Genomic DNA, 24,319 nt, shown 5'->3' on the forward strand with positions numbered 1-24,319 from the left:
GCCCTCATGCACGCGGAATCGCTCAGGATCGGCGGCGTTTCGCGGCCCGCGGCGGTGCCACCGAGTCGCGCACGACGATGTGCGTCCCGAGCCGCAGCGTGCCGGTCGTCGGCGCGCGCCAGTCGTCCTCGTCGCCTCCGTCGACGGCGACGCGCACGGCCTGCCGCCCCAGTTCCTCCAGCGGTACGTGGACGGTGGTGAGGCGCGGTCGCAGTTCCTGAGCCACGGGCACGTCGTCGTACCCGACGAGCGAGACGTCCTGCGGCACGCCGATCCCGGCCTCCTCGAGCGCCTGGGCGGCACCGGCCGCGACGATGTCGTTCGCGGCGAAGACGGCCGTGAACCGCAGCCCCTCCCGCAGGAGTTCGTTCATCCGGCGGTAGCCGAAGGCCCGGCTGAACGCGCCCGGCTGCACCAGGTCCGGGTCCTGTGCGACCCCGCGCAGCTCCAGGGCGCGCCGGTGCCCGGCGATGCGGTCCCGGGTGGTGGAGAGGCCGGGAGGGCCGCCGAGGTAGAGGATCCGCTCGTGGCCCTGGGTGAGCAGATGGTCGGTGATCGCGAAGGCGCCGCCCTCGTTGTCGTACTCCACGCCGACCGTGGGGACGTCCTCGCCGAGGGAGGGCCGGCCGCACAGGACCAGCTTGGAGCCTCCGGCGTCCAGCTCGTGGGCGCGGCGGGCGAGTTCCGCCCGGTAGGTGCGATCGGCGACGCTGCCGCCCACGAGGATCACGGCATCGGCGCGCCGCTCGTGCATGAGCTCGATGAAGGCGAGTTCGCGCTGGGGATCGCCCTGGGTGGTGCAGACCAGGCAGAGCCGGTCGCCCGCCGCCGCCTCGCGCTCCACACCGCGCGCGATGTAGGCGTAGAAGGGGTCCACGACATCGCTGATGATGATGCCCACCGTGCGGCCCGAGACGCCGGCGAGGGCGCGTGCGTGCGCGTTGACCACGTAGCCGAGGCCCCGCATGGCGGCCTCCACGCGCTCACGGGTGGCGGCCGCGACGGGGTAGTTGCGGTTCATCACGCGGGACACGGTCGCGGTGGACACCCCCGCGAGGCGGGCGACGTCCACGACCGTCGCGCGGCGCTGTCCGGCCGCCGTCGATTCCTGCCGGGACATCCGGTCCTCCCCCTGGAGCGTCTGGTCGTCACTGCGCGGGCCGCTCTCCGGCCCCCGCCGGGAGGCGCGGGCCCGTGGCTCCCGGGTCCCGCTCCGCCCGGTGCCTCCGGGCGGACGGCTCCGCCCCGCGTCCGGCCCCCAGCCTAGGCCCTGTCCCGCGGCGCGCGGAGGGGCCTGGTCGGCGGCGCCGTCCGGACGCCCGGAGGTCCGGTCGGCGGCGGCGTCGGGTGGTCCGGTCATGCGATCCGCTCCAGGTCCGACAGGAGCACGGCGTGCCGGAGGGGCACCCCGCGCGCGTAGCGGCCGAGTTCGTCGACGGCGAGCGCCCCGAGGCGTCCCGCCTCGTTGCCCTGGGCACCGGCCAGGTGCGGGGTGATGAACACGTTGGGCAGCTCCCACAGCGGGTGGTGGTGGGGGAGCGGCTCCGGGTCGGTCACGTCGAGTACGGCGTCGATCCGGCCGCTGACCAGGTGCGGGACGAGCGCCTCGGTGTCCACGAGCGGTCCGCGCGCGGTGTTCACGAGCAGGGCGCCGGGCCGCAGGAGCGACAGGCGCCGCACGTCGAGGAGGTGGTGGGTGTCGGGGGTGGCCGGCGCGTGCAGGGTCACCACGTCGCTGGTGGCGACGAGGGTGTCCAGGTCGGTGCCGGTCGCTCCCAGCTCCCGTGCCTCGGCCGCGCTCACATAGGGGTCGTGCAGGAGCACCTCGGCGTCGAGGGCGCGCAGCAGCTGGACGACGCGGCGTCCGATCCGGGAGGCGCCGACCACGCCCACGGTGATGCCGTGGGTGCCGAGCCAGTGCAGCCGCTCCAGGTCGGCCGCGGTCCGGTGCGACCTGCGGGTGCGGAAGAGTTCGGCGAGCGGGAAGGCCCGCTTGGCGCCGAGGATGATGGCCGCGAGGGTGAACTCGGCGACCGGGACGGCGTTGGCGGCCGCCGCCGAGGAGACGGCGATGCCGCGTGCGTAGGCGGTGCTGCTCAGGAAGGTCTTCACGGTGCCCGCCGAGTGGATCACCGCACCGAGCCGCGGGGCGCGGTCCAGGACGCCGGCGTCGACCGGCGGGCAGCCCCAGCCGGTCAGGAGCACCTCGCAGTCGGCGAGCGCGGTCGCCGCCGCGGGGCTGTCGAACTCCTCCACGGGGAAGGGCAGTCGCAGGTCGGCGGCCTCTTCGAGGCGCGCTCGCACGGCGGGTGGGAAGACGTCGTCGAGCAGGGCGGGGTCCATGGCGAGGAGCGTCCGCGGGCGGCGGGGGAGAGTGGGCGCCCGGCCGTTCACGCCGGTCCGCGCCGACGGTTCGTCAGAGGTTCGCACCATGCCTCCGGATAGTAAGCGTGTACTACAGATGACTGCGCACGCTAGGGACAGTTGCCGCCGACCGTCAAGCAATCCCCCGGACCCGGCAGGGATTTGGCCGACGAGCAGCCGGAATGGCCAGGAAACAGGGCCGGTTGATCCGGACGGGGCGGCGATCGAATCGCGAACGGATCCACACTCGCTCTTGACGCCTGGGTTAACCGCTTACTACGTTGCCGCCGCAGAACGTCATATCGACTTCCCTGCGTCACCAGCCGAACAGGACTCCTCCATGGCTGACACAGCACCCCCGCTGCCCCTGAAGGGCCGGCGGCAGGACGCCGGGGCGACGGCAACGCCCGTCGCCCTCCGCCGAAAGGCGACCCTCTGGCAGCGGATCAAGCGCGACAAGGTGATGCTGCTGCTCTGCCTGCCGGGCCTGCTCTACTTCCTCGTCTTCCACTACGTACCGCTGCTCGGCTACGTCACCGCCTTCCAGGACTACCAGCCGTACCTCGGGTACGCCGACAGCGCCTGGGTGGGACTGGGCAACTTCGCGACGGCCTTCGCCGAACCGGCCTTCTGGTCCGCCGTCCGCAACACCCTGACCATCGCCCTCGTCGAGCTGGTCTTCTTCTTCCCGCTGCCGATCGCCCTCGCGCTGCTGCTCAACAGCGTCGTCAGCGACAAGCTCCGCCGCTTCGTCCAGAGCGTGGTCTATCTGCCGCACTTCATCGGCTGGGTCATCATCGTCTCGATCTTCCAGCAGGTCCTCGGCGGCGCAGGCGTCCTGCCGGAGCTGCTCGACTCGGCCGGGCTGCCCCGCTACGACATGATGAGCGACCCGGACGCCTTCCCGTGGCTGCTCACCCTCCAGCTGGTCTGGAAGGACGCGGGCTGGGGCACGATCATCATCCTCGCCGCGCTCCTCACCATCGACCGCCAGCAGTACGAGGCGGCCGCCATCGACGGCTCCGGCCGGCTCCGGCGCCTGTGGCACGTCACCCTGCCGGGGATCGCCCCCGTCGTCATCCTGCTGCTCATCCTCAACCTCGGCCAGATCCTCTCGGTCGGCTTCGAGCAGATCCTGCTCCAGAGGGACGCCGTCGGTCCCGAAGCGGGCGAAGTCCTCGACACCTACGTCTACTTCCACGGGATCAAGGACGGCGACTGGGGTGTCTCGGCGGCGGTGGGCCTCGTCAAGGCGGTGGTCGGCACCGTGCTCGTCCTCGGCGCCAACAAGCTCGCCCACCACTTCGGCCATGAAGGGATCTACCGTGGCGCCGATCGCTGAGCCCCCTCGTGTCACCGAGTCCCACCGCACCGCCGGGCCCCCGCGTGTCACCGAGACCCACCGCAGCACTGAGCCCCCTCGTGTCACCGGTGCCCACCGCGCCACTGAGCCCTCTCAGCTCACCGAGCCGCCTCAGCTCACCGGGGCCCCGCGCGCGCCCTGGGCCCCGCGTGCGACCGGTGCCGAACCGCGCACCGCCACGAGGACGACCCGTGCCGCGAACTCAGGCCGACCTCCGTGGATGGAGCGCCCGACCCGGATCGGCCTGGCCGCCAAGGGCCTCGCCCTCACCCTCGTGGTCGCCGCCGTCGCGTACCCCCTCCTGGGCGTGATCGGCACCAGCTTCGCCTCCCAGAGCGACATCATCAGGTCCGCCGGCCTCGTCCTCTGGCCCGACCACCCCACCCTGGACGCGTACCGCACGATCTTCACCGGCGGTGTCGTCACCCGCGCCCTGCTCGTCAGCGTCGGCGTCACGCTCGTCGGCACCGGCTGCGCCCTGCTGCTCACCATCGGCATGGCGTACGGGCTGTCCCGGCGCGATGTCGTCGGCTCACGGGTCATTCTGATGACCGCGCTCTTCACGATGCTCTTCAACCCGGGTGTCATCCCGAACTTCCTGCTCGTCAACGAACTCGGCCTCTACGACACCTTCGCCGCCCTCGTCATGCCGACCATGGTCAGCGCCTTCAACCTGGTCGTCCTCCGCTCCTTCTTCATGAACCTCCCCGAGGAGCTGTACGACGCGGCGAAGGTGGACGGCGCCGGCGATCTGCGCATCCTCCTCCAGGTCGTGCTGCCGCTGTCGAAGGCCGTCATCGCCGTCGTCAGCCTCTTCTACGCGGTGACGTACTGGAACGCCTTCTTCAACGCCATGCTCTACCTAGGCGACAGCGAGAAGTGGCCCCTGCCGATGGTGCTCCGCACCTTCGTCCTCCAGGGCCAGAGCCTCGACAGCGCCGTCGCCGGCGAATCCGTGGCCCCCCAGCAGTCGGTCCAGATGGCCGTGCTCGTCGTGGCCGTCCTCCCCATCCTCTGCGTCTATCCCTTCCTCCAGCGCTACTTCACCAAGGGCGTGCTCACCGGCGCCATCAAGGGCTGAGCCCACCGCCCCGCGCTCGGCGCGGCCGTCCCGCCGGGCGCCCCGCCATCCCGCCGGGCGCCCCGCCATCCCGCCGCGAGTCCTGCCGTCCCGCCGCGCGCCCCGCCCTCGCGCCGTGCCGCTCCACGCCGCCCCTCACCCCCGCCCTTCCTCCCAGGAGTCCCCATGTCCCGGTCCTCCAGGTCCACTCCCTCCACCCCGCTCGACCGCAGAACACTCCTCCGCCTCGGGGCCGGCATCGGCCTGGGCGCCGCCGCCGCACCCCTGATCACCGCATGCGGCGGCAGCGGCGCCGCGGCCGAGAAGGCGTCGGTCAAGAGCGGCTCCCTCCTGCCGAACACCGTCCTGCGCGACCTCGGCATCACCCCCGACCACCCCGGCACCGCCCAGGGCGTCCCCCAGGGGTTCACCCGCTACCCGGCCAAGCCCGTCCGCGCCGTCCCGGGCACTCCGCTCAAGGGGGCCAGGACCATCACCGCCTCTCTGGAGACGTTCAAGCCGCCGGCGCCCGGACGCGAGCGGAACGCCGCCTGGCAGGAGATCGAGAAGCGGCTCGGCACCCAGGTCGACATCCAGGCCGTCGCCGCCGACGACTGGCCCACCAGGTTCTCCACCATGGTCGCCAGCGACACCCTCACGGACCTCTTCATGTACCCGGAGACGGGCGGCGTCGACCACAAGGCCGCGTTCCTCGCCGCCAAGTGCGCCGACCTCACCCCGTACCTCTCCGGCGACCGGATCAAGGACTACCCGAACCTGGCGGCCATTCCGAAGGGCGCCTGGCAGGGCTCCATCTACGGCGGCAGGCTGTACGGCATCCCGATCGCCCGCGCCGGCACCGGCGGCGCCGGCTACTACCGTCACGACCTGTTCGCCGCGGCCGGGGTCACCAGCCTCGACCAGATCACCGACATGGACCGCTTCTTCGAGCTGTGCAAGGAGCTGACCCGCCCCAAGGAGAAGCGGTACGCCATCTCCGCCGGCGTCACCACCCTGATCGCCATGTCGTACGGAGCCCCCTACTACTGGCGCATGGACGCCACGACCGGGAAGTTCACCCTCGACCTGGAGACGGACGAGTACCGGGCCGCGATCGAGATGGCGGCCAAGCTGTACAAGGCCGGCTGCTACTACCCGGGCACCGTGCAGATGTCGGGTGCCCAGAAGGCCCAGTACACCGACCTGTTCAAGAACGGCCGCGCCGCCTACGTCTTCGACGGCTGGCCCGCCTACCTCACGCCCAGCACCGGATACCTCGACGCGATGGCCGCCGTCGACCCCTCGTACGACGTCCGCCCGATGACGCCGATCGGCCAGAACGCCGTCGCCTGGAACAACAACGCGCGGCTCAGCGAGTCCTTCGTCAAGAAGGCCGACGCGAACCGCGTCAAGGAGATCCTCCAGCTCGCCAACTGGGTCGCCGCACCCTTCGGCACCGAGGAGTACACCCTCCTCGCCTACGGGGTCGAGGGCACCGACCACCGGCGCGACGGCAAGGGCGCCCCCATCCTCACCGAGCAGGGCAGCCAGGACGTCGCCGTCCCCTGGCAGCTGATGGCCTCCGCCACGCCCGCGCTCTACTCCGCCACCAACCCGCGGGGCGTCAAGCACCTGCACGAGGCGTACGCGCGGCTCATCCCCCGGATGACCCCGGACCCCACGGCCAGCTACTCCTCGCCGACCTGGGACTCCAAGTCGTCCGGCACCCTCAACACCCTCAAGGGCGACTGGATCAAGGACATCGTCACCGGCCGCAAGCCCATGAGCAGCTACGACGGCCTCGTCAAGGAGTACCTCGACAAGGGCGGCCGGCAGGCCCGCCGCGAGTTCGAGGAAGCAGCCCAGAAGGGAGCGAAGCAGTGACCCGCACCAGCATCCTGCGCGCAGCCGTCGCGACCGTGGCGACCGTGGCCTCGACGGCCGCGCTGGCGACCGCCGTCCCCGCTCAAGCCGTCCCCGCTCAAGCCTTCACCGCTCAAGCCCTCTCCCCGCACGCCCGACCCTTCGACCCGAAGCCCGGCGCGCCCGGGGCCGGGGACCCGCTGTTCCCGACACTCGGCAACGGCGGCTACGACGTACGGCACTACGACCTCTCCTTCGACTTCACCCCGGTCACCTACGACTTCACCGGCACCATGAAGATCAGTGCCAGGGCGACCCAGGACCTGTCCTCGTTCAACCTCGACATCGACTCGCTCGCCATCGACGCCGTCACGGTCGACGGCAAGGACGCCGCCTGGTCCGTCGCGCCCGGCAGCAGCGGCCAGGAGCTCACCGTCACGCCCGAGGGCGGCCTGCGCGACCACCGCCCCTTCGACGTCACCGTGAGATACCACGGGAACGGAAAGACCAAGCCGGTCGGCGCCCCCGGCTGGCGCCACATCAGCGACGGCGGCTTCGTCTCCGCCGCCCAGGCCTCCCGCGCCGACACGTTCGCCCCCGTCAACGACACCACCAGGGACAAGGCGAGGTGGGCCTTCCACCTCACCGCCCCCGACGGCTACACGGCCGGCGCCAACGGCACGGCCACCGGCAGCCGCCCGGCCGGCCCCGGAAGGACCACCTGGGACTTCCGGCTCGACGCCCCGATGGCCCCCGAACTCCTCGGCATCTCCGTCGCCCGGCAGACCGTCCTCACCGGCCGGGGCCCGCACGGCATCAGGCTGCGCCACTACGTCCCCGAGGAGCAGGCCGACACGTACCGGCCGATCGTCGAGCGCACCGCAGGGCAGATCGCCTGGCTGGAGAACACCCTCGGCGTCCGCTACCCCTTCGACACCTACGGGATGCAGATCGTCCGCGACGGCTACGGCGACGCCCTCGAGAACCAGACCCTGTCCCTCTTCGGCCCGAACTGGTTCAAGAACGCCGCCACCTCCACGACGTACACCAACGTCATGATCCACGAACTGACCCACCAGTGGTTCGGGGACTCCGTCACCCCCACCACCTGGCAGAGCGCCTGGCTCAACGAGGGACCCGCCGTCTATTACGCGGCCCTCTGGGCCGACCAGCAGGGCACCGCCTCCCTGCAGGACAAGATGAGAACCGCGTACACCAGGCTCGACGCCGTCCGGAAGACCGACGGCCCGCCCGGACTCCCCACCGCGCTCGGCGGGTTCAACATCTACGACGGTGCCGCCGTCGTCCTCTACGCCCTCCACCAGCGGGTCGGACAGGAGGAGTTCGACGCGATCGTCGCGTCCTGGCTGAAGAGGCACCGCGACGGCAACGCCGACTCGCAGGACTTCATCGACAACGCCGTCCGCGTCGCCCACGACGACTCCCTGCGGCCCTTCCTGGAGGACTGGCTCTTCAGCACGGAGAACCCGCCCATGCCCGGACACCCGGACTGGGTGTGAGCGCGATGCGACGGATCCGCGCTCTGACCGCGCTCATCGCGCTCGCCGCCGGACTCCTCACGGCCGCGCCGGCCGCGGCGCAGCCCGCGCCCAAGGTCCTGCACGCCGCCCCGGACGGTTCGGGAACGACGTGCAGCACCGGCCGCCCCTGCTCCCTCACCGGCGCGCGTGACGCGGCCCGCGGAGTCTCCGGACGCGAGGTGCGCGTCGAACTCGCCCACGGCACCTACGCGTTGACCGGGCCGCTGACCCTGGGGGAGCAGGACTCCGGCCGCGGCGGCCACACCGTCACCTGGACCGCCGCCCCGGGCGCCGCCCCCGTCCTCTCCGGCGGTCGCACCCTGGCAGGCTGGGCCGCGAACGCCGACGGCACCTGGACCGCGCGCGTCCCCGACGGCGTCACCCCGCGCCAGCTCTTCGTCGACGGCGTCCGGGCCGTCCGGGCACGCGGCGGCTCCTGCCCGGCCGCCGTCTGCGACGCGACGAAGACCGGCATGACGGGAGCCGTCGCCACCGGCATCGCGGGCTGGGACCGCCCCACGGACGCGGAGGCGGTCATCGCCGTCCGCTGGCGCAACTACCACTGCCGCATCACCGGCGTCGACGGCGACCTGCTGACCTTCGCCCAGCCGTGCTGGTCGAACTCCGCCTCCGGTACGGACCGCACGGGCCCCGCCTGGGACACGACGACCGTCGACTCCACGCGCTTCACCAAGGTGGCGTACTTCGAGAACGCTGCCGAACTCCTCGACGAACCGGGCGAGTTCGTCTGGAACGCGGATGCGCGCACCGTCACCTACCTGCCGCGCCGCGGCGAGGACATGCGGCGCGCACGGGCCGTCACCCCCGCCACCGAGCGGCTCCTCGTCCTCGACGGCGCCCACGACGTGCGCGTCGAGCGGCTCGCCCTGCGGTACGCGGCCTGGAACCAGCCGAACACGGACGAGGGGTACGCCGGGACCCAGGCCGGACTCACCCTCACCGGAGCCACCGGACCCGTCGACCACGCTGGCCGCCACTACACCAAGCCGGTGGCGGCCCTGACCGTGCGGGGCGGCCGTGACGTCGTCGTGGACCGCCTCGACCTCAGCCGCCTCGGCGGTGCCGGCCTCGTCCTGGAGGACGGCACCAAGGACACCACGGTCACCCGCTCCCGCTTCACCGACCTGTCCTCCGGCGCCGCCTACGTCGGCGACACGGAGCCCCTGCCGGACCCCGAGCGGGCGGGGGAGCGGAACACCCTCTCGTACAACACGATCCGGCGCACGGGCGTGGAGTACACCGACTCCGTCGGCATCTGGGCGGGGTACGAGGCCCGGCTCACCGTCGACCACAACACCCTGGCGGACCTTCCGTACTCCGGCGTCTCGGTCGGCTGGGGGTGGAACCAGCCGGAGGCCCGTACGTCCGTGCTGCGCGACAACCGGATCACGGCCAACCGCATCACCGACGTCATGCGCGTGGCGGACGACCAGCACGACGGCGGCGCCGTCTACACCCAGGGCGCCCAGCCCGGCACGGTCGTCTCCGGCAACTACATCGACCGCAGCGCCTACGGCAACACCGAGCGCGACGGCAACGGCGTCTACCTCGACGAACAGTCCAGCCACATCCGGGTGGAAGGCAATGTGATCACCCGCGTCGGCTACAAGTGGGTCTCCAACTGGGCCGACTACGGCATCGACAACCACGCCACCGGCAACTGGACCGACACCGCCGCGCCGGCCCTCTCCGGCACCGGTTCGACCTCGACCGGCAACCACACGTCGCTCGACCGGCTTCCCGCCGAGGCCCTCCGGGTGGCCCGCGCGGCCGGCGCGGACGGCCGGGGTCACGTCGAACAGCTGCGGCCCGACCTCGCGCGCACGGCCGCGGTGACCCAGTCCTCGACCGACGGCACGGCCACCGCCGGGTACGCCGTCGACGGCGACACCACCACCGACACCCGCACCCTCGCCGAGCCGGGTGCCTGGTGGCAGGCCGACCTCGGGGCCGTACGCCACATCGGCCAGGTCGAGGTGTGGAACAACACCTCCATGACGACCGCCGACGTCGACGTCCAGCTCGCCGCCTCGCCCGACTTCGGCGACGCGACGACGATCCCCCTCACGGGGAAGGCGCTGCGGCCCACCCTGGTGAACACCGACACGGAAGCGCGGTACCTGAGGATCGTGCACCGGGGCACCGGCCGGGTGGCCCTGGCCCACGTCCTCATCCATCCGTGACGCCTCCCCGTGAGGTCGCCCCCGTGGCGCCTCATCCGTGACGTCTCAGCGGGTACGTGTCAGGGGGGAGGCCTCCGCTGTGACGCTTCACCCATGACGCTTCACCCCATGACGCTTCACCCGTGTCCCTCGGGAAGGAACGACCGACCATGACCGACCTCCGCCTCGGTGTCCTCGGCTACGGACTGCGCGGCTCACTCGCCCGTACGGCCCACCGCCCCGGCGCCGGCTCACGGGTCACCGCCCTCGCGGACCACGATGCGCGGGCCCGGGCGGAGGCGGCCACGGCCTTCCCCGGCGCCCGCCTCCGCGCCGACCACCGTGAGATCGTCGAGGACCCCGACATCGACGCCGTCCTCGTCCTCACCCCCGACCACACCCATGCCGACCTGGCCCGCGAGGTGCTGAAGGCGGGCAAGCCCGTCTTCGTCGAGAAGCCCCTCGCCACCGACATCGAGAGCTGCGACGCGATCCTGCGCACCGCGTACGAGACGGGCACCCGTCTCTACATCGGGCACAACATGCGCCACATGCCGGTGGTCCGGCTGATGCGGGACATCGTCGAACGCGGCGAGATCGGCACCGTGAAGACGATCTGGGTCCGCCACTTCGTCGGCTACGGCGGCGACTGGTACTTCAAGGACTGGCATGCCGAACAGCGCTACACGAACGGACTGCTGCTCCAGAAGGCGGCCCACGACATCGACGTGCTGCACTGGCTCGCCGGCGGGTACGCCGAGCAGGTGCAGGCGCTCGGCGACCTGATGGTCTACGGCGCCAACCCGCACCGCCGCGCCCCCGGCGAACCCAAGCACGACGACTGGTACACCAAGGACGGCCACTGGCCGCCGCACACCCAGCGCGGACTCAACCCGGTGATCGACGTCGAGGACGTGTCCCTGGTCAACATGCGCCTGGACAACGGCGTTCTCGCCGCCTACCAGCAATGCCACTTCACCCCCGACTACTGGCGCAACTACACCGTCATCGGCGACGCCGGCCGGCTGGAGAACTTCGGCGACGGCCCCGGCGGAGCGGTCCGGGTGTGGAACTCCCGCCGCTCGGGCTACCGTGCGGAGCCGGACGCCGAGTACCCCGTACCCGCGGCGGAGGACGACGCGGGACACGGCGGCGCGGACCCCCTGCTCGTCGACGAGTTCGTCCGCTTCGCCCGCGAGGGCGGCCGCACGGACACGTCACCGGTGGCGGCCCGGATGTCCGTGGCGGCGGGAGTGCGAGCGACGGAGTCCCTGCGCACCGGCGGTACGCCCCGGGCGGTGCCGCCCCTCGATCCGGAGCTCCTCGCGTACTTCGCCCGGGGCCAGACCCGATGAGACCGGCCCGGCTCAGCCGGCCTTCGCCATGAGGGCTCGAGGACATCGCTGCCCGGCGCCTGGGGCGCGCCGGCTCGCAGTGCGTCGACTCCCCTCGCGTCAGCTGTCCCGTCCCCGCAGACTCGGCACGGGACGGCCGAAGGCCAGGTCGAAGAGCCGTCGCCAGTCCACGCGCGGGGCGGGGTCGGCGACGCCGGGGCGGTCGCGTGGGACCAGGACCCGCAGGGCGCCCGGGCGCAGCGAGCAGACGACCGGCGTGGTCATCCGCAGGGCCTCACCGTCGACCGCGACGGGGATCTCGTCGGTGTCCGGGGCGTCCGCGCCGGTGTCGCCCGTCAGGGAAGCGGTCACCTCGACCCGGCGGGCGGTCGTGACGGTCAGTCCGGTGGACTGCGAGCCGCGTACGGCGAGGTCGGCCGCCTCCGCCGCGCCCTCCACCCGGATTCCCAGCACACCCAGCTCGCCGTCGTCGAGGCTGGGCCGGCGGCCGCCGCCGCTCAGCACGTCGGGCGAGGTGTACGCGTTGTTGCTGATCAGGAGCGCCTGCTGGGACGTCAGGGTCGTGTCGTCGAGCCGCGCGTCGAGCCGGCGAACGCCTTCGCCGACGAGCAGGTCGGGCATGAGGGTCAGGGCCGTGCCCGCCTTGTCGTCACGGTACTCGGGGCGTTGCACGACGTCGGCGTAGACACCGAAGGACACGGTGTTGACGAAGGGGCGCCCGGCGACGTCCCCGAGGTCGATCCGGAGCTCCTCGCCGTCGGTGAGCGCGTCGAGGCAGCGGGCCGGGTCGGAGCGGTCGAGGCCGAGGTCCATCGCGAAGTGGTTGCGGGTGCCGGCCGAGATGACGAGGAACGGCAGGTCGTGGTCGGCGGCGACCGCCGCGACCAGGGCCTGGGTGCCGTCGCCGCCGGCGACGCCGAGCAGGTCGGCGCCGTCGGCCACCGCCTCGCGGGCCAGCGCGGCCACGTCGGCGGGGGCGTCGGGATCGAGCACGGTCACCCGGGCGCCCAGCGCCTCCGCCCGGTCGACCAGGCCGAAGCGGCCGACCTTCCCGCCCCCCGACTTCGGATTCATGATGAGGAACGCCCGCTGGGGCCGGGTCGCCGGGAACGAGCGGGTCCTCCGCCGCGGGCGGGCCCTGCGCAGCGCTGCCCGCGCGCAGGCCAGCGCGAGGGCCCAGCACAGGACCAGCACCAGCGCCGTGCGCCACAGCCCGTCGTGCGCGAAGAGCACCAGGACGCCGACCGGCGCGGCGACCGCGACGAGCGTCCCGAGCAGGCGGACCGCGCCGCGGTGCGCCAGGAACCACCACACGCCCGCGGCGCAGACGACGAGCCCCAGTAGGCCGGCCAGGACGACCACGAGGCCGCCTTCGCCGATCGTGAGGACGAGGACGACCAGCGAACCGATCGCCGCGAGCACGGCGATCCGGGCGAGGAGCCGCGCCCCGGTACCCCCATGGGATCCCGTCGTCCGCGTCCCGCCCCTGCCGTCCTGGCTCATCCCGTGTCCCACCTCTCGGCCCGGTCCGTGCCCCCAGCGTTCACGCTCGGGGACGGACGGGCATCCCTGCCGGGCCGTGCGGGTGAGACGCGCCGCCGGTCAGGACGCCGCGGGACGCGGTGCGCGCCGCCGTTCGGCGAGGAGGTACGCGATGCCCGGCAGCGTCAGCAGGGCGCTGGCCCACAGGGGCAGCAGGAACAGCGTCTCCTCGCCGGCCAGCTTCTGGGTCAGGAAGAGGACCGGCAGTCCGACGACCAGCGCCACGATCCAGCCCTTGCCGAAACCGAGGGACCCCCGGCGCAGTTCGAGGACCACGGTGGCGGTGCCGATGCTCAGCCAGAAGGCCAGCCGCCCGGCGTCGATGTCCACGACCGTCGTCCAGTGGACGAGGTGGGACACCAGCAGCAGCCCGCCCACGACGAACGGAACCATCGCCGCCGTCCTCGGCAAGCGCCGGTGCAGCGGCGTCCGCGCCCTGGCCCAGGACGCCGCGAAGGCCTTGACGTCCCGGCCGACGACGTCCTCCGGAGTACGGCCGGCCGCCGCTGCGTCCTCCAGGTGGGCCGTGAGCTCGGCGAGCATCTCGCGCGCGGACGCGTCGTCGATGCCCCGGTACTCCCAGTTGCTGCGGCAGACCGCGAGGACGTGCTCGTTGGTCATGGTGTCGTTCCCCCGTGGGTCGTTCGTGTGAGGATCCGGCCGGCCTGGGCGGTGAACCCCTGCCATACGGCCCGGCCGTGCTCCAGCTCGGCCCGGCCGGCCTCGGACAGCCGGTAGTACTTGCGCGGCGCCCCGCCGCTGGACGACGGTGCGCGGAACGGTTCGACGAGTCCGGCGCGCTCCATCCTGGCCAGCAGCGGATAGATGCTGCCCTCGCCGACGAGTTCGAGCCCGCTCTCCGTGAGCGCCTCGATGAACTCGTAGCCGTACCGAGGACGTTCGGCGATGAGCGAGAGCAGGCACAGGTCGAGCACACCGCGCAGAAGCTGACTGCGCCGCTGGTCACCGGCTGTCGGCAGCTCCTTTGTCATGCGGTGCATGGTAGTCGGCCACTGTCTTGCGCCACAAGGGAGTGAGAAGTCGTGCCGCCCTGATCGGCCAGGAGGGGGAGGCAGGTGCATGATGTGCACCAACAGCGGACGAGTTTCTGTCTGGAGGCCGAAAGAGTGAACGAAGGCAACGGGAGACGGCGCGTTGTCCGCCGTGCCTCGGCCGGAAAGGGCGCCTCGGTCCTCCGCTCGGCCGGCGCCCGCAGGCGACTCGGCCGGAGCGACGGCGACGTCCCCCTCGACCGCGTCACCACGCGCGACCGGCTCGCCTGGCTGAACTCCGCGGGCTCCCGGATCGGCACCACCCTCGACCTGGAGCGCACCGCTCAGGAACTGGCCGAGTTCACCGTGCCCACCTTGGCCGACGGGGCCGCCGTCGACATCCTGGAGAGCGTCCTGCGGGGCGAGGAGGGCTCACGCTGGACGGGGACGGGCGTCCCGCTCCTGCGCGCCACCGCGCTGAGCGTCGTCGACGAGCTGGCCTCCCTGGAGCCCACCCCGGTCGGTGAGACCTTCGTCCGGAGCGAGGAGACCCACGAGACGCTCCTCCACCGGTACTGCCTGCGGCAGGGCAGGCCGGTCCTCGTGAGCCGGATGCGCGAGGACGACTTCGACCGGGTCGCGCCGACGGAGAGCGCGGCGGCGAAGATGCGTGCCGCGGGAGTCCACAGCTATCTGGCGGTGCCGCTGATCGCCCGCGGTCTGCTGCTGGGCAGCGCCGACTTCGTACGCGGTCCCGGAACGCCCCCGTTCTCCGACACGGACCTCGCGCTGGCCGAGCAGCTGGCCTCCCAGGCCGCCGTCTACATCGACAACGCCCGGCTGTACGGACGCGAGCGCGAGCACGTCGTCTCCCTGCAGCGCAGCCTGCTGCCCCGCGCGACCCCGCTGACGCCGGGGCTGCGCGTCCACGCCGAGTACACGCCCTCGACCGCCCACCACGGCGTGGGCGGCGACTGGTACGACGTGATGGCCCTGCCCGGCGGACGCACGGCCCTGATGGTGGGCGACGTGATGGGCCACGGACTGCCCGCCGCCGCCACCATGGGCCGCCTGCGGGCGGTCGCCCGCACCCTCATGACCCTCGACATGGCGCCGGAACGGGTCCTCGCCCGGCTCGACCTCGCCACCCGCGACCTGGAGGACGAGCAGGTCGCCACCTTCCTCTGCGCGGTCCACGACCCGGCCGACTCCACCTACACCCTGGCGAGCGCCGGCCATCTGCCCCCGCTGATCGTCGACGGCGACGGCACCGCCGCGTTCGTGGACGTACCGATCGGCGCGCCGCTCGGCGCGGGAGTGATCCCGTACGACCCGATCCGCCTGGAGGTCCCGGCGGGCGGCCATCTGGTCATGTACACGGACGGCCTCGTCAAGTCCCGGCACGAGGACCTCGATCACCAGCTGGAGCGGCTGCGGTCGGCGGCCCGCGGCCTCACTCCCGAGGCGCTCGAACGCGGCGGCCTGACGGACTGCGCCCCCACCGACGCCAGCCGCTTCGACGAGGCCGTGCTGCTCGTCGCGACGACCGCGCCGGGCACGCCGGAGGAGCTGTGCGAGTGGCAGCTGCCGCAGGAGGGGCGGGCCGCGTCCGTCGCCCGCGGTCTGGTCACCGACCAGCTCGACGCGTGGGATCTGGCGGAGCTCGCGGACGTCTGCGAACTCGTCGTCTCGGAGCTCGTGGGCAACGCCCTGCGCTACGGCAACGGCCCCGGCCGGCTCCGGCTGCTGCGCGGCGAACGCCTCGTCGTGGAGGTCTCGGACACGGGCCCCGACCTGCCCCAGATCCAGCACGCGGACCTCAGCGACGAGGGCGGCCGGGGCCTCCAGCTCATCAACATGCTGTGCCGCCGGTGGGGCTCGTGCCGCACCGTCTCCGGCAAGGTGGTGTGGGCGGAGCAGAACCTGCCCACATGAGACGGCCGAAAGGGCCCCCCTCCCGTCACGGGAGAGGGGCCCTTTCCGCGGTCCGCGGCTCGTCTACAGCTCCTTCACCCGGATGTTGCGGTAGGAGATGACGTCCGTCGTGCCGTGGACCTGGAGCCCGATGTAGCCGGCGGCGTAGCGCCGGCCGTCCGTGCCCGGGTCGTCGCCACGCGGCGGCTGGAAGACCTGACCGCCGGAGTTGTCGAACTCGTTGATCAGCCTGCCGTTGCGGAAGACCGAGTAGTGCTGGCCCTCCACCCGGATCTCGTAGTCGTTCCAGGTGCCCTTGGGCGTCACCCCGGCACCGGCGAGGCCGACGCGGTCGAAGCCGTAGAGCGAGCCGGTCTTGTACATGTCGCCGTCGGGCCGGTCCAGGACCTGGATCTCATGGCCGTACTTGATGGCGACCCACTCCGGACGGCTCTCCTCGGGGTTGTCGTGGACGTAGGGGAAGCGGACGAAGACCCCGCCGTTGGCGTTGCCGGCGCCTGGGGCGTCGTCGCGCCACTGGAGCTTGAGCGAGAAGTCGCCGTACTGCCGCTGCGGGAACCACAGCATGCCCATGCCCGGCACCGTCGTGCTGCTGGTCATGGCCCCGTCCGCGCTCAGCCCGAACCGTCCGCCGCCGACGTGCTGCCACTTCGAGAAGCTTGCCGCGGTGCCGTCGAACAGGTCCCGGTACCCCTCGGTCTGGCCCGGCCTGCCGATGCCCGACTGCTTGGCCGCGCGGTAGATCTTCCTGTGCTCGCGCGTGTCGATGACGCCGTCGGCGAGCAGCCGGTCGATCACCGTGTCGACGTGCTTGAGGAACAGGGCGTGCGAGGACCAGTCCTTCTCGTCCTCGATGAGTTCGTTGACCGTGCAGCGGCTGTTCGTCATCCGGTTGGGGACACCGGTGTCGACGGTCCCGACGATCACCGTCAGCCGCTCGTCGAACTCCGGACAGCTGGGCGCGGGCACCCCGCCGCCCTCGGCGACGGTGAAGGCCGTGTTCCGGGCGGTGGAGGTGTTGCCGGCCCTGTCCGTCGCCCGGTACAGCACCGTGTGGTGGCCGACGCGGTCGACGATCACCGGGGTGGTGTACGCGAGGTACGGGCCGCCGTCGAGCGAGTACTCGATCCGCTCGACGCCCGAGTCCGCGTCGAACGCGGACAGCGTGACCGTGGCGCTGGTGATGTACGCGCCGTCGGAGTTGCGCGTGCCCGTGACCGAGGCGGCGGCCTCGGGGGCGGTGGTGTCGGGATCGGGCTGGGTGACGACCGTGAAGGAGACCGACTTCACCGCGGCGGTGTTGCCCGCCTTGTCGCTCGCCCGGTAGCGGACGGTGTGCTCGCCCGTCTGGTGCACCATCACCGGAGCGGTGTACGGCTGCCAGGCGCCGTCGCCGATCGCGTACTCGATGGTGTTGACCCCCGACCCGGTGTCGGACGCGGTGACCGTCACCGTGGCCATGTCGAGATAGCGGCCCTGGTCGTCCCGCTCGCCCGACACGGTCGCCGAGGTCTCCGGGGCCGTCGTGTCGTCGGTGGGCCTGGCGACGACCGAGAACGCGGCGGTCTTCTCGGCGGCGGTGTTGCCCGCCTTGTCGCTCGCCCGGTAGCGGAGCGCGTGCGCGCCGACCTGGTCGACGACGACCGGGACGGAGTACGGCTGCCACGGGCCGTCCGCGCCGACCGCGTACTCGACCTTGTCGACGCCCGAACCGGCGTCGGTCGCGCCGAGCGTGACCGTCGCCTGGCCGACGTAGGAGCCGTCGGCGTTGCGGTCGCCCTCGACCTTCGCGGTCGTCTCCGGCGCGGTGGTGTCCTCGCCGCCGCCCTCGGTGACCGTGAGGATGCCCTGCATCTGGCCGTGCCCGGGGATCGTGCACTTGAAGAGGTACCGGCCCGGGGTCAGCGTCACCTCGGCCGTGTGGCGGCCGCCGTTCGCGTCGCCCGGGTTGGCCAGGATGTTGAGCGGGACGTCGTTGTTGTACTCCGGGTCGGAGACGTCGAACGTCAGGGTGTGCGGCATGCCGGTCGTGTTGCCGGTGGCCGCGCTGTTCTCGAAGACGATCGTCGTCGCACCGGCCACCGCCGTGGTCGGGAACTCCAGATAGCGGTCGATCGGATCGCCCGCCTTCCAGGTCAGCACCTGCGCCGCGGCGGTCCGGCCGCCGTCGTCGCCGCGCCGCGCGTCGTCGGCCCTGCCGTAGGCGGCCGCCGACGTCAGGCCGACGACCATCGCCACGGCGGCCAGCAGGGCCGCCCACAGGCTCGCGCCTCTGCGTCTCGTGATCACTGCGCCGCCCTCCTGGCCAGCTGGTCCGCGGCCGGCGTGGGCCCGCCGCCCTTGTAGGTCACGCGCCACAGCGCGGAGTCGGGGTGCGAGGTGAAGAAGCCGCGCCCGTAGTCGAGGACGTACAGCGAACCGTCCGGGGCGAACTTCCAGTCCATCAGGTTGCGGATGCCGCCCTGCCCGACCGGGATGATCTTCTTCAGGGACTCGGCGTGCACCGGCAGTCCGCCCCTGCCGACGGTCCTCGGATCGGTGAGCACGGCGTGCCGCGGCTGTTCCCCGTCGTAGAAGTCGCCGACGAACCACTTGCCGTCCCAGTACGAGGGCCACTTGACCTCCGAGTCGCTCGCCGCGTCGTAGCGGTAGAGCGGACCGTTCATGGTCGCCTGCCCGCCGCCCTTGAGCCACGGCAGCAGCAGCTTCTGCTCCTCCTGCTTGTAGCTCGGGATGCCCGCGGCGTCCCTGGGGTAGTCGACGCCGCCGCCCTGGGGCGAGTACCAGATCGTGTTCCCCGTGACCGGCGGCAGGTTCACCAGGCCGTCGTTGTTCGGGGACTCGTTCCTCGGCGCGTCGCAGTCGTACCAGCCGAGCGGCTTGGCCGGGTCGAGCAGACCGCGGTCCCGGTAGGGCTGCTTGTTGCCCATGCAGTACGGCCAGCCGTGGTTGCCCGCCTTGGTGATCGCGGCGAACGTGTCGTACTTGGCCGGACCCCATGTCGTGGACGGCGCGCCCGCGTCCGGGCCGACCCAGCCCGCGTAGAGGATGTCGGTCGTCCGGTCGACGGAGATGCGCGCGGGGTTGCGCACCCCCATCACATAGATCTCGCCGCGGGTCTTGCCGCCGCCCTCGTCGCTCTCCTCGCCGGTGAAGAGATTGCCCGCGGGGAGGGTGTACGTGCCGTCGGGCTCGGGATGGATCCGCAGGATCTTCCCGTTGAGGTTGTTGGTGTTGCCCGCGGTGCGGCGCGCGTCCGCGAAGGAGACGCCCCTGAAGTTCGGGGCGGGGTTGTTGCCCGAGTAACCGCCGCTGGAGCCGGAGGAGTTGGTGTCTCCGGTGGCGATGTACAGATTGCCCTTGGAGTCCCAGGCCATGCCGCCGCCCGCGTGGCAGCAGCTGTGGATCTGCACCGGCCAGCTCAGCAGCACCTTCTCGCTCGCCAGGTCGAGCCTGTTCGTCGCGAGATCGAGCGTGAAGCGGGAGACCCGCCGCTCGCCCATGTGCTCCACGCGGTCGATCCGGGAGTGCGGCGTGTAGTGGAGGTAGACCCAGCCGTTGGTCATGAAGCCGGGGTCGAGCTCGATGCCGAGCAGACCCTCCTCGTTCTTGACCAGTTCGTCGCCGCCGCCCTTGTTGCCGAAGACGGTGAGCGCGCCGGCCTTGGTGACCTGCCCGGTCTTCGGGTCGTAGACGTGGATCTCGCCGTTGCCCTTGCCGATCTCCGGGTTGTTCCAGTCGGTGACGACGGGCACGCTCGAGTCGGCGCCGCCGCGGCCGATGTACAGGATGCGGCCGTCGGGAGCGGCGACGAGACCGTGCGGCTCGCCGATCTGGTCGTTCTGACCCGGCTGGTTGGGCCTGGTGACGCGCTCGGCGGTGTAATTGGCGTCGATGGTCGCCTTGCAGTCCGCGCGGGAGATCCGCGCGGTCCAGGCGATCGCGCCGCGCAGATGGTCGCGGAAGTCCGTCTCGGCGTAGCTGTCGACCGTGCCGCCCATGGCGGTGTAGAAGGACCGGCCGCCGTCGTAGTCACGGCACCAGGACACCGGGTGGTCCCAGCCGTTGGGCTTGGCCGCCGGCTGGTACGAGGACTCCCGCAGGCGCGCCACGGTGTGCACGGTGCCGGACGGGTTGCGGTCCCAGTTGAACCACTTGTCGGGCCGCTTCCACTCCAGCGGAAGGGACTTGGTGGCCGGGTGCTGCCGGTCGCCGACCTCCACCACCGCGCGCTGCGTGCCGCTGGGGGCGCCGGTGGGCCGGGCGCCGATCAGGCCCGTGAACCAGCCGGAGTAGGGCTCGGTGCGGGCGGCCTCGTGGACGCCGACGAATCCGCCGCCCGCCTCCATGTAGGCCTCGAGGCCCGCTTCCTGCTCGGGGTCGAGCACATCGCCGCCCCCGGTCAGGAAGACCACCGCGTTGAACGTGCCGAGTCGCTTGGCGTCGGTGAAGACGGCCGGGTCGTCGGTGGCCTGCGTGCGGTAGCGGCCGGCGGCAGGGCCGGTGAGGCCGATGCTCTCGACCGCTGCGATGCCCGCGTCGACCGTCGGCGACTCGGCCGTCGCGGACCCGTGGAAGACGAGGATCCGCACGTTGGCGCCGCCCGGGGGCGACGGCAGGGATAACGTTGTCGCCGCCCTGGCCGACGGCGGGTCCGGATCCGGCTTGGCGGCGGCGGGGTTGCCGCCGAGCAGGGAGGCGGTGAGGGCGCCTGCCCCGAGTGCCGCCACGGCAAAGCCTGTTCTCGATCTCGACCGGTGATGTGGTGTGCGCTTCATGGGTCACCCATCCCTCTGAGGTCACAACGACAGCCGTTGAAGCTAGACCTCTTTGCGCGGTTCGCCAAGGGCTATGGCCGCAACCGGACGAACTTTGTCCTGGGTGTGGATAAACCACTGCCGCCCCGCTACGGTGTGGGCCGTCCCCAGGAGCCCCCGCTGGCCCCGCACCCCGTCAATCTCCTCTGAAGACCGGAGAGTTCGACATGGACAGACGCAGCTTCAACCGTCGCCTGCTCGCGGGCGGGGCGGTCGCCGCGACCGGCGTGACATCGTTGTCCCTCGCCTCCGCCTCCAGTGCCGCACCCGACGCGGCCGCCACGCTGAGGACTGCCCCGGCCGGCGGCCAGATACGCCATCTCAAGCTGTACGCCGAGAAGTTGGCCGACGGGCGCATGGGCTACGGCCTGGAGAAGGGCAAGGCGAGCGTGCCCGGCCCGCTCATCGAGCTCAACGAGGGCGACACCCTCCACATCGAGTTCGAGAACCTGATGGACGTTCCGGTGAGCCTCCACGCGCACGGCGTGGACTACGACATCGACAACGACGGTACGAGGATGAGCGGGAGCCATGTGGAGGCGGGCGCCACCCGCACGTACACCTGGCGCACCCACGCCCCCGGCCGCCGCCCCGACGGCACCTGGCGGCCCGGCAGCGCCGGGTACTGGCACTACCACGACCACGTCGTGGGCACGGACCACGGCACCGGCGGCATCCGCAAGGGCCTCTACGGCGGCCTGGTGGTGCGCCGCAAGGGCGACATCCTGCCGGACAAGCAGTTCACCATCGTCTTCAACGACATGACGATCAACAACCGGCCGGCCGCCGACCCGCCGAACTTCCTCGCCACCGTGGGCGACCGGGTGGAGATCGTCATGATCACGCACGGCGAGTACTACCACACGTTCCACATGCACGGTCATCGCTGGGCCGACAACCGCACGGGCCTCCTCGCGGGACCCGAGGACGTGAGCCGGGTCGTCGACAACAAGATCACCGGACCCGCGGACTCGTTCGGCTTCCAGATCATCGCGGGCGAGCACGTCGGGGCCGGCGCCTGGATGTACCACTGCCACGTCCAGAGCCACTCCGACATGGGCATGGCCGGACTCTTCCTGGTGGCCAAGCCGGACGGCACGGTACCGGGCCACGGAGACCACGGAACGCACGGTGCGGCGACGGCGAAGGGCGAACCTGCCACCCAGGCGTCCGGCGCGAGCCACCACCACTGAGCCCCGCGGCGCGGACCCGGCCGGGGTCGTCCCGGCCGGTCCGCGGTGGCCCCACCTGTCACGTGACCCACATCACTTTCACCGTCCGCGGCCTTTTCGTTATCCGCGCCCCGCTCCAGGCTCTCCCATGCGCAATCATCTCCAACGAACGGGACGGTCGGCGTGCGACAGAGCACAGGAATCGAGCGGGACACGGAGCTGGTCCTCGCGGCGCGGAACGGTGACCCGTGGGCGCGGGACCAGCTGATCACCGCCCACCTGCCCCTGATCCACACCACCGTGGCACTGGCCATGAACGGCCGCCACGGTGCCGAACACGTCGAGCACGTCGTACGGGAGACGATGCTGCGCGCCCTGGACGGGCTCCCCACCCTGACCGACCCCGGGGTCTTCCGGCCCTGGCTGGTCGCCATCGCCGTGGACGGGATCCGCCGCCACCGGCACCAGCAGCCGGCCGGCTACGGCGACGGTGCGCCCGCCGAGCCGTCGTCCGCGCACGGGCGGGCGGCGTACGAGATCACCGAGGCGGCCCGCTGGCTGGACCCGGACGACGGCGAACAGCTTGCGCTGTGGTGGCTGGAGTGCGCGGGCGAGCTGACCCGGTACGAGACGGCCGCCGCGCTGCGCTGGCCTGCCGAGGAGGCGCCGGCCCGGATCGAGGCCGTACGGGCCCGGCTCGACGCCGCACGTGTCGTCGCCGGCGCGCTGGCCGGGAACCCGGCCTGCCCCTTCCTGGGCCGAGAGGCGGCCGAATGGGACGGCCGCCCCTCCGCCCCGTGGCGCGACCACCTCGCCCATCACACGATCGGCTGCGGGCACTGCGCCCCGCGCTGGCACGCGCTGGTCCCGGCCGAGGTCCTCCTCGCGGCCACCTCGCCGGTGCTTGCGGCCCGTACGGACGAGGCCCCGCGGGACACGACGCCGACCGCCGCGTTCGCGGCCGCGGCCGGCGGGCCCGGCGCCGCCCCGGGCGCGTACGCGGCCACCGACGGCGACCCGTACCGTACGGACGGAGGCACCGACCCGTCCGAGACGGCCCACCTCGGCGGGTACGGACACGACCACGCGGCGGACCTGACGGAGCCGTACCTCCTGGCCGGCTCCGCAGGGCACACCCGGCCCCCCATGCCCCGGTCCGCGCCCGGCTCCGCCGCCTCCGCCGCGCCCGGCCGGCACGGCACGCGCGCGGCGCTCCGGCACCGTCGCCGGACGCAGGAGCGGAGCCGGCGCCGTGCCGTCATCGCCGCCGGTGTGGTGGTCATGGCGGTCACGGGCGGAGCGTTCTCGCTGTCCGGGGGCCGCGGCGGCGACGACGAGGTCCTCGAGGCGAACCGCGTGACGGCCCCGGAGCTCGACCTGCCCCTCGACCAGGACCCGTCCACCCACTCCGGCACCCCGTCGGCGGCGGCGACGACCCCCACCACCTCGCCCTCCGCCTCCAAGTCCGCCACCGGACGTCCACCCGCCACGGCGTCGCCCAGCGCGAAGCCCACCACCGCGTCGCCCCGCCCGGTCCGCACCGCCAAGCCCGCCCCGGTGAAGACGACCCCGCCGCGGACCGCGGCGCCGACCCCGGACGCGCCGCCGACCAGGCCCGGCTCGGGCAACGGCGGGGGATCGGGCTCGGGTGACGAGGCCGGGAACGGGACGGGCGCGGGCCCGCAGAACGACAACGGACAGAGCTCGGAGGCCGACCAGGTCATCGCGCTGGTCAACGCGGAGCGCGCCAAGGCGGGCTGCGGCCCGCTGAGCGCGAACGCGACCCTGACCAGGGCGGCGCAGGGCCACTCCGACGACATGGCGGCCCGTGACTTCTTCGACCACACCAACCCCGACGGTGCCGGTCCGGGGGAGCGGGTGACGGCCGCCGGATACCCGTGGTCGACCTACGGCGAGAACATCGCCATGGGCCAGAGCAGCCCGGAGCAGGTCATGGAGTCGTGGATGAACAGCCCGGGTCACCGCGCGAACATCCTCAACTGCGACTTCAAGGAGATAGGCGTCGGCATCCACTCCCAGGGCGGCCCGTACTGGACCCAGGTCTTCGGCGCCCGCTGACCCGGCGGGAGCAGGCGCCCCCGGGCCCTGCGACAGGAGGAGGGGGTGCGGCC

16 protein-coding genes are annotated in these 24,319 nt (G+C 72.3%); 9 read left to right on the forward strand and 7 right to left on the reverse strand.

The features are described from left to right. Positions 1-22: 22 nt before the first annotated feature. Both ACFQ79_RS19455 and ACFQ79_RS19460 read right to left on the reverse strand, forming a co-directional pair. Positions 23-1,120: a LacI family DNA-binding transcriptional regulator gene (locus ACFQ79_RS19455; protein ID WP_383585050.1), complete on the reverse strand. Its 1,098-nt coding sequence runs from the start codon at positions 1,118-1,120 to the stop codon at positions 23-25. A gap of 236 nt (positions 1,121-1,356) precedes the next feature. Further along, on the reverse strand, positions 1,357-2,343 hold the full coding sequence (locus tag ACFQ79_RS19460; RefSeq protein WP_383585053.1) for a hydroxyacid dehydrogenase: 987 nt from the start codon (positions 2,341-2,343) through the stop codon (positions 1,357-1,359). A gap of 361 nt (positions 2,344-2,704) precedes the next feature. Between ACFQ79_RS19460 and ACFQ79_RS19465 the strand changes: the two genes are divergently transcribed. The 6 genes from ACFQ79_RS19465 (at position 2,705) to ACFQ79_RS19490 (ending at position 11,729) form a co-directional block, all read left to right on the forward strand. Beyond that, positions 2,705-3,706, forward strand: a complete 1,002-nt coding sequence (locus ACFQ79_RS19465; protein WP_383585020.1) for an ABC transporter permease — start codon at positions 2,705-2,707, stop codon at positions 3,704-3,706. Positions 3,707-3,947: 241 nt separating this feature from the next. Continuing rightward, entirely contained in the window at positions 3,948-4,808 is an 861-nt protein-coding gene (locus ACFQ79_RS19470; protein WP_383585022.1) for a carbohydrate ABC transporter permease, read from the forward strand. A gap of 165 nt (positions 4,809-4,973) precedes the next feature. Beyond that, positions 4,974-6,671 carry an extracellular solute-binding protein gene (locus ACFQ79_RS19475; protein WP_383585024.1) on the forward strand — a complete coding sequence of 566 codons (1,698 nt, stop codon included), beginning with the start codon at positions 4,974-4,976 and terminating at the stop codon, positions 6,669-6,671. Then, positions 6,668-8,170 (forward strand): M1 family metallopeptidase, encoded by a 1,503-nt coding sequence (locus ACFQ79_RS19480; protein WP_383585026.1) that lies wholly within the window; start codon positions 6,668-6,670, stop codon positions 8,168-8,170. The genes ACFQ79_RS19475 and ACFQ79_RS19480 overlap by 4 nt, the downstream gene beginning before the upstream one ends. Before the next feature lie 5 nt (positions 8,171-8,175). Next, the gene (locus ACFQ79_RS19485; RefSeq protein ID WP_383585028.1) at positions 8,176-10,395 is read left to right on the forward strand and encodes a right-handed parallel beta-helix repeat-containing protein; all 2,220 of its coding nucleotides are present in this window, start codon (positions 8,176-8,178) and stop codon (positions 10,393-10,395) included. Between the two features lie 149 nt (positions 10,396-10,544). Then, positions 10,545-11,729, forward strand: coding sequence for a Gfo/Idh/MocA family protein (locus ACFQ79_RS19490; RefSeq protein WP_383585030.1), 1,185 nt, complete (start codon positions 10,545-10,547; stop codon positions 11,727-11,729). Between the two features lie 99 nt (positions 11,730-11,828). Here ACFQ79_RS19490 and ACFQ79_RS19495 read toward each other — a convergent pair whose 3' ends face one another. From ACFQ79_RS19495 to ACFQ79_RS19505, 3 genes are all read right to left on the reverse strand, one after another. Beyond that, a complete protein-coding gene (locus tag ACFQ79_RS19495) occupies positions 11,829-13,232 on the reverse strand; it encodes a diacylglycerol/lipid kinase family protein (RefSeq protein WP_383585032.1) in 1,404 nt (467 codons plus the stop codon). Between the two features lie 99 nt (positions 13,233-13,331). Next, positions 13,332-13,892, reverse strand: coding sequence for a hypothetical protein (locus ACFQ79_RS19500; protein WP_383585035.1), 561 nt, complete (start codon positions 13,890-13,892; stop codon positions 13,332-13,334). Then, complete coding sequence (locus ACFQ79_RS19505) at positions 13,889-14,263, reverse strand: PadR family transcriptional regulator (RefSeq protein WP_383585037.1); 375 nt, start codon at positions 14,261-14,263, stop codon at positions 13,889-13,891. The genes ACFQ79_RS19500 and ACFQ79_RS19505 overlap by 4 nt, the downstream gene beginning before the upstream one ends. A 135-nt stretch (positions 14,264-14,398) precedes the next feature. On the opposite strand from ACFQ79_RS19505, the gene ACFQ79_RS19510 reads away from it, so the two are divergent. Continuing rightward, complete coding sequence (locus tag ACFQ79_RS19510; RefSeq protein ID WP_383585039.1) at positions 14,399-16,198, forward strand: SpoIIE family protein phosphatase; 1,800 nt, start codon at positions 14,399-14,401, stop codon at positions 16,196-16,198. 63 nt (positions 16,199-16,261) lie between these two features. On the opposite strand, the gene ACFQ79_RS19515 is transcribed toward ACFQ79_RS19510, so the two are convergent. Continuing rightward, the gene (locus tag ACFQ79_RS19515; protein WP_383585055.1) at positions 16,262-18,430 is read right to left on the reverse strand and encodes an OmpL47-type beta-barrel domain-containing protein; all 2,169 of its coding nucleotides are present in this window, start codon (positions 18,428-18,430) and stop codon (positions 16,262-16,264) included. 53 nt (positions 18,431-18,483) lie between these two features. Continuing rightward, positions 18,484-20,976, reverse strand: a complete 2,493-nt coding sequence (locus ACFQ79_RS19520) for a ThuA domain-containing protein (RefSeq protein ID WP_383585041.1) — start codon at positions 20,974-20,976, stop codon at positions 18,484-18,486. A 206-nt stretch (positions 20,977-21,182) separates the two neighbouring features. Between ACFQ79_RS19520 and ACFQ79_RS19525 the strand changes: the two genes are divergently transcribed. Both ACFQ79_RS19525 and ACFQ79_RS19530 read left to right on the forward strand, forming a co-directional pair. After that, the gene (locus ACFQ79_RS19525) at positions 21,183-22,208 is read left to right on the forward strand and encodes a multicopper oxidase domain-containing protein (protein WP_383585043.1); all 1,026 of its coding nucleotides are present in this window, start codon (positions 21,183-21,185) and stop codon (positions 22,206-22,208) included. Positions 22,209-22,370: 162 nt separating this feature from the next. Then, the gene (locus ACFQ79_RS19530) at positions 22,371-24,266 is read left to right on the forward strand and encodes a CAP domain-containing protein (RefSeq protein WP_383585045.1); all 1,896 of its coding nucleotides are present in this window, start codon (positions 22,371-22,373) and stop codon (positions 24,264-24,266) included. Positions 24,267-24,319: the final 53 nt, after the last annotated feature.

This window comes from Streptomyces sp. NPDC056480 (genome assembly GCF_042795405.1).
Taxonomy (GTDB): Bacteria; Actinomycetota; Actinomycetes; order Streptomycetales; family Streptomycetaceae; genus Streptomyces.